6 protein-coding genes are annotated in these 8,388 nt (G+C 72.6%); all 6 read left to right on the forward strand.

The features are described 5' to 3' along the window. Positions 1-234: 234 nt before the first annotated feature. Positions 235-732: a bifunctional pyr operon transcriptional regulator/uracil phosphoribosyltransferase PyrR gene (gene pyrR, locus OXG55_06945; GenBank protein MCY4102980.1), complete on the forward strand. Its 498-nt coding sequence runs from the start codon at positions 235-237 to the stop codon at positions 730-732. Beyond that, on the forward strand, positions 729-1,757 hold the full coding sequence (locus tag OXG55_06950) for an aspartate carbamoyltransferase catalytic subunit (GenBank protein MCY4102981.1): 1,029 nt from the start codon (positions 729-731) through the stop codon (positions 1,755-1,757). The genes pyrR and OXG55_06950 overlap by 4 nt, the downstream gene beginning before the upstream one ends. Beyond that, positions 1,750-3,051, forward strand: a complete 1,302-nt coding sequence (locus tag OXG55_06955) for a dihydroorotase (GenBank protein MCY4102982.1) — start codon at positions 1,750-1,752, stop codon at positions 3,049-3,051. The genes OXG55_06950 and OXG55_06955 overlap by 8 nt, the downstream gene beginning before the upstream one ends. Next, positions 3,048-4,199 carry a glutamine-hydrolyzing carbamoyl-phosphate synthase small subunit gene (gene carA / locus OXG55_06960; GenBank protein ID MCY4102983.1) on the forward strand — a complete coding sequence of 384 codons (1,152 nt, stop codon included), beginning with the start codon at positions 3,048-3,050 and terminating at the stop codon, positions 4,197-4,199. Before OXG55_06955 ends, carA begins: the two co-directional genes overlap by 4 nt. After that, complete coding sequence (gene carB / locus OXG55_06965; GenBank protein MCY4102984.1) at positions 4,199-7,579, forward strand: carbamoyl-phosphate synthase large subunit; 3,381 nt, start codon at positions 4,199-4,201, stop codon at positions 7,577-7,579. Before carA ends, carB begins: the two co-directional genes overlap by 1 nt. Continuing rightward, the coding region (locus OXG55_06970; GenBank protein ID MCY4102985.1) for a dihydroorotate dehydrogenase at positions 7,576-8,388 on the forward strand (813 nt) is incomplete at its 3' end. The genes carB and OXG55_06970, both read left to right, overlap by 4 nt.

Genomic DNA, 8,388 nt, shown 5'->3' on the forward strand with positions numbered 1-8,388 from the left:
CGACGGCATGCGTTGCTGACGTCGGCTGTCGTGGTACCGTCAGCCGACCGTTAAGCGGGTCCGGCGAGGCCCGCACGGACCGGAGGTTTCACGCTGTCTGACCGCGAGCGCAGGGTACGAGCCGCGGCCACTTCTTCTCCGGCCGAGTCGTCGAATCCTTCCGGTTCTGGGGATGCGGCTGCTCCCGCTCGACACGCCGGCGCTCCGGGCGACTTCGTGCCTCGGGTCGAGATCATGGACGCCGAGGCGCTCGGCCGGGCGCTGAGGCGCATGGCGCATGAGATCATCGAGCGCAACGACGGCACGGCGGACCTGGTGCTGGTGGGGCTGCAGACCGGGGGAGTGTTCCTGGCCGAACGGCTGGCCGGGCTGCTGGCCGAGATCGACGGCGCCGATGTCCCCTGCGGCTCGCTGGACGTGGCGATGCACCGCGACGACATCGGTCTGCGGCCCGTGCTGGTGCAGGCACCCACCACCATCTCGGGCGATCTGACGGGACGCACGGTGGTGCTCGTGGACGACGTGCTGTACACGGGCCGCACCGTGCGCGCCGCGCTCGACGCCGTCTGCGACTTCGGGCGCCCCCGGGCCGTGCAACTGGCGGTGATGGTCGACCGCGGCCACCGCGAGCTTCCGATCAGGGCCGACTACGTGGGCAAGAACCTGCCCACCCGGCGCGAGGAGATGGTGGACGTCAGTGATCGGGGCGTCGTTCTGGGGGTGACGGTATGAGCGGGCCACCGGGGGGTCCCACCGCCGGCGCCGGCGGTCGGCGGCACCTGCTGTCCGTCGGCGACCTCGGCGCGGACGGCATCCGCGAGATCCTGCGTCTCGCCGACAGCTTCGCCGAGGTCAACACCCGGGCCATCCCGAAGGTGCCCGCCCTGCGGGGTAAGACGGTCGCCTCGCTGTTCTTCGAGGACTCCACCCGCACCCGTCTCTCCTTCGAGACCGCGGCCAAGCGCCTGTCGGCCGACACGGTGACCTTCAGCGCCGGGAACTCCTCGCTGAGCAAGGGAGAGTCGCTGCGCGACACGGCCCAGACGGTGACGGCAATGGGTGTCGACTGCGTGGTCGTGCGGCACCGCAGCGCCGGTGTGGCGGTGCAACTGTCCCGCTGGCTGGACGCCGCGGTGGTCAACGCCGGCGACGGCCGTCACGAGCATCCCACCCAGGCCCTGCTGGACTGCTACACGATCCGCCGACGACTGAGTGGCATCGAGGGGCGGCACGTGGCGATCGTGGGCGACATCGCCCACTCGCGCGTGGCCCGATCGCTGGTGGCGGCGCTGCAACTGCTGGACGCGGGTGTCACGCTGGTGGCTCCGGCCACGCTCCTGCCCCCGGCGGTGGACGGCTGGGGTGTGAGCGTCAGCAGCCGCATCGACGATGTCCTGCCCCGCGCCGATGTGGTGTACCTGCTGCGCCTGCAGCGCGAGCGGCAGGATCGGGCGCTGCTGCCCAGCCTGCGCGAGTTCCACGAGCGCTTCGGGCTGAGCGCCGAACGCGCCCGGCGCCTGGCCGACCACGCCATCGTGATGCATCCCGGTCCCATGAACCGCGGGGTCGAGATCGGCTCCGAAGTGCCCGAGATGGCCTGTACCACGATCTCCGAGCAGGTTGCCAACGGCGTCTCAGTGCGGATGGCGGTGCTGTTCTGGCTGCTGGGCGCCGAACCGGGGATCGCCTCGACACCGGATGCCGAGGCCGCCCCGGCCACCGAACAGGCGTCCGCCGCCGAGGTGGGCGGTGGCTGAGCGGTCCCGGCTGGTCATCGCCGGCGGCACCGTCACCGACGCCACCGGCGAGCGGGCGGCCGACGTGCTCGTCGGGCCCGACGGCACGATCGCGGCCGTCGACGACGGTCTGGCTGCGGGGGCCGGCGGCGGTGACCGAACCCTCGACGCCCGCGGCTGCATCGTGGCCCCGGGCCTGGTGGACCTGCACGCCCACCTGCGCCAGCCGGGGGGCGAGCAGGCCGAGACCGTGGAATCCGGCAGCCGTGCCGCCGTCCTCGGGGGCTTCTGTGCCGTCGTGGCGATGCCCAACACCAACCCATCCATCGACTCCGCTGCCATGGTGCGCGAGGTGCAGGAACTGGGTCGCGCCTCGCTCTGCCAGGTGGAGGTGGCCGGCGCCATCACGGTCGACCGGGCGGGGGAGCGCCTTGCCCCCATGGCGGAGATGGCGGCGCTCGGCGTCCGGCTGTTCACCGACGACGGCGCCGGGGTGCAGGACACCGCGGTCATGCGCCGCGCCCTGGAGTACGCCTCCGACCTCGGGGTGCGGCTGGCGCAACACTGCGAGGTGGACTCGCTCGCCGCCGGAGGACACATGCACGAGGGCGAGTGGTCCTCGCGGCTGGGCATTCCCGGCATCCCCGCCGAGGCCGAGGAAATCATGGTGATGCGCGACGTGGCCCTCAGCCGCCTCACCGGGGCGCCCGTGCACTTCCAGCACCTCTCCACGGCCGGCTCGGTGGCCATCGTGGAGGCGGCGCGCCGCAGCGGCGTGGCGGTCACCGCCGAGGTGGCGCCGCACCACTTCACGCTCACCGACGAGTGCTGCGCCTCCTACGACGCCCGCTTCAAGGTCAACCCGCCGCTGCGCGCCGCGGACGACGTGGCGGCGGTGCGCGCCGCCCTGGCCCGGGGCAACCTGGACGCCATCGCCACCGACCATGCGCCCCACACCACTGACGCCAAGGAGCGCCCCTTCGAGGAGGCCCCGCCGGGAATGCTTGGCCTGGAGACCGCGCTGGCCCTCGCCCTGACCGAGCTGGACTTGTCGCCGGCGAGGGTGCTGGCGCTGCTGTCGTGGCAGCCGGCGCGCATCGCCGGCATCGACGGCGCCCACGGCGGGCCCGTGGCGGCGGGCCGCCCGGCCAACCTGTGCGTGTTCGATCCGTCGGCCATCTGGACTCCTGACGACAGCGGCGGCGCCAGCCGCAGCCGCAACACGCCCTATGTGGGGCGGCGGCTGCGCGGCAGGGTGCGACACACGCTGGTGGCCGGTGAAGCGCTGGTCGTCGACGGCGAGGCGCAGCGATGACGCCGGCGGCGAGGCGCCCCGGCGCGCTGGTTCTCGCCGACGGCGAGATCTTCGAGGGCGAGATCGCCGGCGCGGAGCCACCGGGGGGAGTCACCGCCGGCGAAGTCGTGTTCAACACCGTCATGTGTGGCTACCAGGAGGTTCTCACCGATCCCTCCTACGCGGGGCAGATCATCACCTTCACCTATCCCCACATCGGCAACTACGGCGTCAGCGACGTCGACTTCGAGAGTCGCCGCCCGTTCTGCCGGGGACTCGTGGTGCGCGACCTGGTCACGACCCCCAGCAGCTGGCGGGCCGGAGGCGGGTTGGAGGAGTTCCTTGTGCGCCATGGCCTGTCATGCCTCACCGGCGCCGACACCCGCCGGCTCACCCGCCACATCCGCTCGGAGGGCGCCATGGTGGGGGCCTTCGGCACCGCCGCGGAGACGGACCTACGGGCCGCGGCCGCCGCCGAGCCCGGCACCGACGGTGTCGACCTCGTCGCAACCGTCACCTGCGAGCGCCCCTACCTGCGGGCCACCACCCGCGGCGACGGCCGGCGTCCCTGGCGCATCAGCGTCGTGGACTTCGGCGTGAAGACGTCGATCCTGCGTCGGCTGGCCGGCATCGCCCATGTGGAGGTGGTCCCCGCCGGCTTCGGCGCGGCGGCGATCCTGGCTCGCCGCCCGCACGGTGTGCTGCTCTCCAACGGTCCCGGTGATCCGGCGGCGGTGCGGGGCGCCACCGAGGTCATCGAGGGGCTGCTGGGGGAGGTGCCCGTCTTCGGCATCTGCCTCGGCCACCAGCTGCTCGGCGCCACGCTCGGCGGGGAGACGTTCAAGTTGCCCTTCGGGCATCACGGCGGCAACCACCCGGTGCGCCACCTCGCCACGGGCACCGTCGAGATCACCAGCCAGAACCACAACTTCTGCGTAGCCGACGGCGGGGTGCCCGGCACCGAGATCACGCACCGCAACCTCAACGACGGCACCACCGAGGGTCTCCGCAGCCTGGAGGTTCCCGCCTACGGCGTGCAGCACCACCCCGAGGCCGGTCCCGGCCCGCACGACAGCGGCTACCTCTTCGCCACCTTCGACTCCTGGCTCCGGGAGCTGCACGGAGCAGAGCCCGACGGGGCGCCGTTCGCCGCGGGCGCCGACCGCTGATGCCACGCCGCGACGACATCGAGTCGATCCTGATCATCGGCTCGGGGCCGATCGTCATCGGCCAGGCCTGCGAGTTCGACTACTCCGGCACCCAGGCCTGCCGAGTCCTGCGCGAGGAGGGCTACCGGGTGATCCTGGCGAACTCGAATCCGGCCACGATCATGACCGACCCCGGGTTCGCCGACGCCACCTACGTGGAGCCGCTGTCCCACGAGGCGCTCAGCCGGATCGTCGAGCGCGAGCGCCCCGACGCGCTGCTGCCGACGCTCGGGGGCCAGACCGCCCTGAACCTGGCCATGGGGCTCGCCGAGGGAGGCGTGCTGGAGGCGCACGGCTGCGAGATGATCGGTGCCTCGCCCGAGGCGATCGCCTGCGCCGAGGACCGCGAGCGCTTCAAGGCCGCCATGGTGGAGATCGGCCTGGCGGTGCCCGCCTCGATGATCGCCCGCTCGCTTGAGGAGGCGATGGCCGCCCCCGAGACAGTCGGGCTGCCGGTCATCGTCCGTCCCGCCTACATCCTGGGCGGGCGGGGGACCGGCATGGCCTCCACCGTCGAGGAGCTGGCCGCCGTCGCCACCGAGGGCCTCGCCGCCAGCCCCATCTCCGAGATCCTCATCGAACGCTCCATCGCCGGCTGGAAGGAGTTCGAACTGGAGGTGATGCGCGACCGGGCCGACAACTGCGTGGTGATCTGCTCCATCGAGAACTTCGACGCCATGGGGGTCCACACCGGCGACAGCATCACGGTGGCTCCCGCCCAGACGCTCTCGGACATCGAGTTCCAGCAGATGCGCGACGCCGCCTTCGCCTGCATCCGCCGTATCGGCGTGGAGACCGGCGGCTCCAACATCCAGTTCGCCGTCGATCCCGCCGATGGCTCCCAGGTCGTCATCGAGATGAATCCCCGGGTCAGCCGTTCCTCGGCGCTGGCATCCAAGGCCACCGGGTTCCCCATCGCCAAGATTGCCGCCCGGCTCGCCGTGGGCTACACCCTCGACGAGATCCCCAACGACATCACCCGCAAGACCCCCGCGGCCTTCGAGCCGACCATTGACTATGTGGTCACGAAGGTGCCGCGCTGGAACTTCGAGAAGTTCCCCGGGGCGCGGTCCACCCTGGGCACCTCGATGCAGTCGGTCGGCGAGGTCATGGCGATCGGCCGGACGTTCTGCGAATCGCTGCAGAAGGCTCTGCGCTCCCTGGAACTGGGCAGGGCGGGGCTCAACTGCGATCCGGCCGAGTCGGCCTACGACCGGCTCGACGACGCCGCCCTTCTGGAGGCCTGCGCCGTGGCCACCCCCGAACGGGTCTTCCAGCTGGAGGCCGCCCTGCGGCGGGGACTCGATACCGACGAGTTGTACGCCGCCAGCGGCGTGGACCCGTGGTTCCTGGAACAGATGCGCCTAATCTCCGCCGAGCGGGACCGCCTCGCCGGCGTCACCCCCGAGGTGCTGAACCTCCGCGACTGGCGGGGGCTCAAGCGCCTGGGTTTCAGCGACGCCCAGATGGCCTATCTCTGGGGCTGCACAGCGGGCGAGGTCCGCCGGGCACGCCTGGCCACGGGGGTGGGGCCCACGTTCAAGACGGTGGACACCTGCGGGGCGGAGTTCGCCGCCGAGACCCCGTACCACTACTCCACCTTCGAGGACTCCGACGAGGTGGCGCCCTCGGATCGTCCGAAGGTGGTGATCCTGGGCTCGGGACCCAACCGCATCGGCCAGGGCATCGAGTTCGACTACTGCTGCGTGCACGCCGCGCAGGTGCTGGGCGACGCCGGCTACGAGACGGTGATGGTGAACTGCAACCCCGAAACGGTCTCCACCGACTACGACACCAGCGACCGGCTCTACTTCGAGCCCCTAACGACCGAGGACGTGCTGGCGGTGCTGGGCGCCGAGGAGCGCTCGGCGCGGCGTGGCGGCGGACCGGGCGTGGTCGGGGTGATCGTGGGACTCGGCGGGCAGACGCCGCTCAAGCTGGCGGGCGAACTGCCGCCGGGGCTGGTGGCGGGCACGTCGCCGGCCGCCATCGACGCGGCGGAGGATCGCGAGCAGTGGGGGGTGCTCTGCAGGCGCCTGGGGGTCCCCCAGCCGCCCGGGGATGTCGCCACCTCGGCCGACGCGGCCCGGGCGGTTGCCCGGCGGATCGGCTACCCGGTGCTGGTGCGTCCCTCCTACGTCCTGGGCGGGCGCGCCATGGTCATCGTGCACGACGACGAGGAACTGGCGGTCGCCATGGCCGAGATGAGCCACGAGGGTTCTCTCGGCCGCGAGGGTGGCCTTTCGGCGGAGCGGCCCGTACTGGTGGATCGCTTCCTGGAGGACGCCGTGGAGGTGGACGTCGACGCCGTGCGGGACCGCGCCGGCTCGGTTCTCATCGGCGGCGTGATGGAGCACGTCGAGGAGGCGGGCGTGCACTCCGGTGACAGCGCCTGCCTGCTGCCGCCGGTGAACCTCCCGGCGGGTGTGATCGAAGCGCTTGAGCGGCACACCCGGGCGATCGCCGACGAATTGCAGGTCGTCGGCTTGCTGAACGTGCAGTACGCGGTGCCCCGCGGTCCCGACGGCAGCCTCGGCGGCCCCGACGGCCGTTCGGTGTTCGTGCTGGAGGCCAACCCGCGGGCGTCACGCACGGTGCCGTTCGTGGCCAAGGCGACCGGCGTGCCGCTGGTGAAGCTGGCGACGCTGGCGATGATGGGGCGGACCCTGGCCGAAGTCGCCGCATCCGGGTCGGTCGAGGGCTGGACCGGGCCGGCGCCTGCTCCCGGCTCCTACGAGGCTTGGCGGCCACCCGAGCACATCTCGGTGAAGGAGGCGGTGCTGCCCTTCAATCGCTTCCCGGGCGTGGACGCAGTGCTGGGACCCGAGATGCGCTGCACCGGTGAGGTGATGGGCATCGACAAGCGGCCGGGCCTGGCGTTCGCCAAGAGCCAGATCGCCGCCGGCGCCGCCCTGCCGACCAACGGGTCGGTGTTCCTGTCGCTCGCCGACAGGGACAAGCAGGCGGGGATCACCGTGGCGCGGCGTCTCGCCGAGATGGGCTTCACGCTGCTGGCCACCCGGGGCACGGCAGCCGCCCTCGCCGCCGCCGGGGTCGGCACGGAGGCGGTCGTGGCGAAGCTCGCCGACCCCGACGGCCCCCATGCGGTGACGCTCCTTGACGCAGGGTGCATCGATCTGGTCATCAACACGCCGCAGGGCCGCGGCCCGCGCGCCGACGGGGCCGACATCCGCCGCGTCGCGGCGCAGCGCGGCGTGCCGCTGCTGACCACGGTCGCCGCGGCGCTGGCGGCCACCGCCGGTATTGCCGACCAGCGCAACCATCCCATGGAGGTGCGCAGCCTGCAGGAATACCACCGGGACATCCGGGAGTCGGCGTGAGGCAGCGCCGGCGGGCCGTCGACCTGCGGGTCTCGGTGGGCACGGTGGAGTTGCCGAACCCGGTGCTGTGCGCCTCGGGCACGGCGGGCTACGGAACCGAGATGGCCGGCGTGATGGACCTGACGGCGCCCGGCGCGGTCGTCGTGAAGTCGCTCTCCGCCGAGCCGTGGCCGGGAAATCCCGCCCCCCGGGTGGACGCAACCCCGGCGGGGATGATCAACAGCGTCGGCCTGCAGGGACCGGGCGTGGCGGCCTGGGCGGCCGAGCAACTGCCGGCGCTTCAGGCGGCCGGCGTGCGCGTGGTGGCCAGCATCTGGGGTCGCACCGTCGAGGAGTACCGCAGGGCCGCCGAACTGCTGGCACCGCACCGCGACGGCATCCTGGCCCTCGAAGTGAACCTCTCCTGCCCCAACCTGGAGGCGGGCGAGCACCTCTTCGCCCGGGCGCCCGAGTCCACCGCCGCTGCCACCGAGGCAGCCGCCGCAGCCGGTCTGCCGCGCTGGGCCAAGCTGAGCCTCGTCGCTCCCGACATCGTGGCGGTGGCGGCCGCCGCCCGGGAGGCCGGAGCGGCCGCGGTGACCCTCATCAACACAGTCCCGGGCATGGTCATCGATATCGCCGAGCGTCGCCCGGTCCTGGGCGCCGGTGCCGGCGGCGTGTCGGGCCCGGCCATCCGCCCCCTGGCGGTGCGGGCGGTCTGGGAGACGCACGCGGCGTTCGGCGACCTGCCGATCGTGGCCGCGGGCGGAGTGGCGCGCGGCGCCGATGCGGTCGAGATGCTGATGGCGGGCGCCTGCGCCGTGCAGGTC

The sequence above is a fragment of the bacterium genome, from assembly GCA_026708055.1.
Lineage (GTDB): Bacteria > Actinomycetota > Acidimicrobiia > Acidimicrobiales > CATQHL01 > VXNF01.

What these genes read in the sequence shown, in the direction of transcription:
- pyrR (MCY4102980.1), top strand. Translation starts at nt 235, where the DNA reads ATGGACGCCGAGGCGCTCGGCCGGGCGCTGAGGCGCATGGCGCATGAG.
- OXG55_06950 (MCY4102981.1), top strand. Translation starts at nt 729, where the DNA reads ATGAGCGGGCCACCGGGGGGTCCCACCGCCGGCGCCGGCGGTCGGCGG.
- carA (MCY4102983.1), top strand. Translation starts at nt 3,048, where the DNA reads ATGACGCCGGCGGCGAGGCGCCCCGGCGCGCTGGTTCTCGCCGACGGC.
- carB (MCY4102984.1), top strand. Translation starts at nt 4,199, where the DNA reads ATGCCACGCCGCGACGACATCGAGTCGATCCTGATCATCGGCTCGGGG.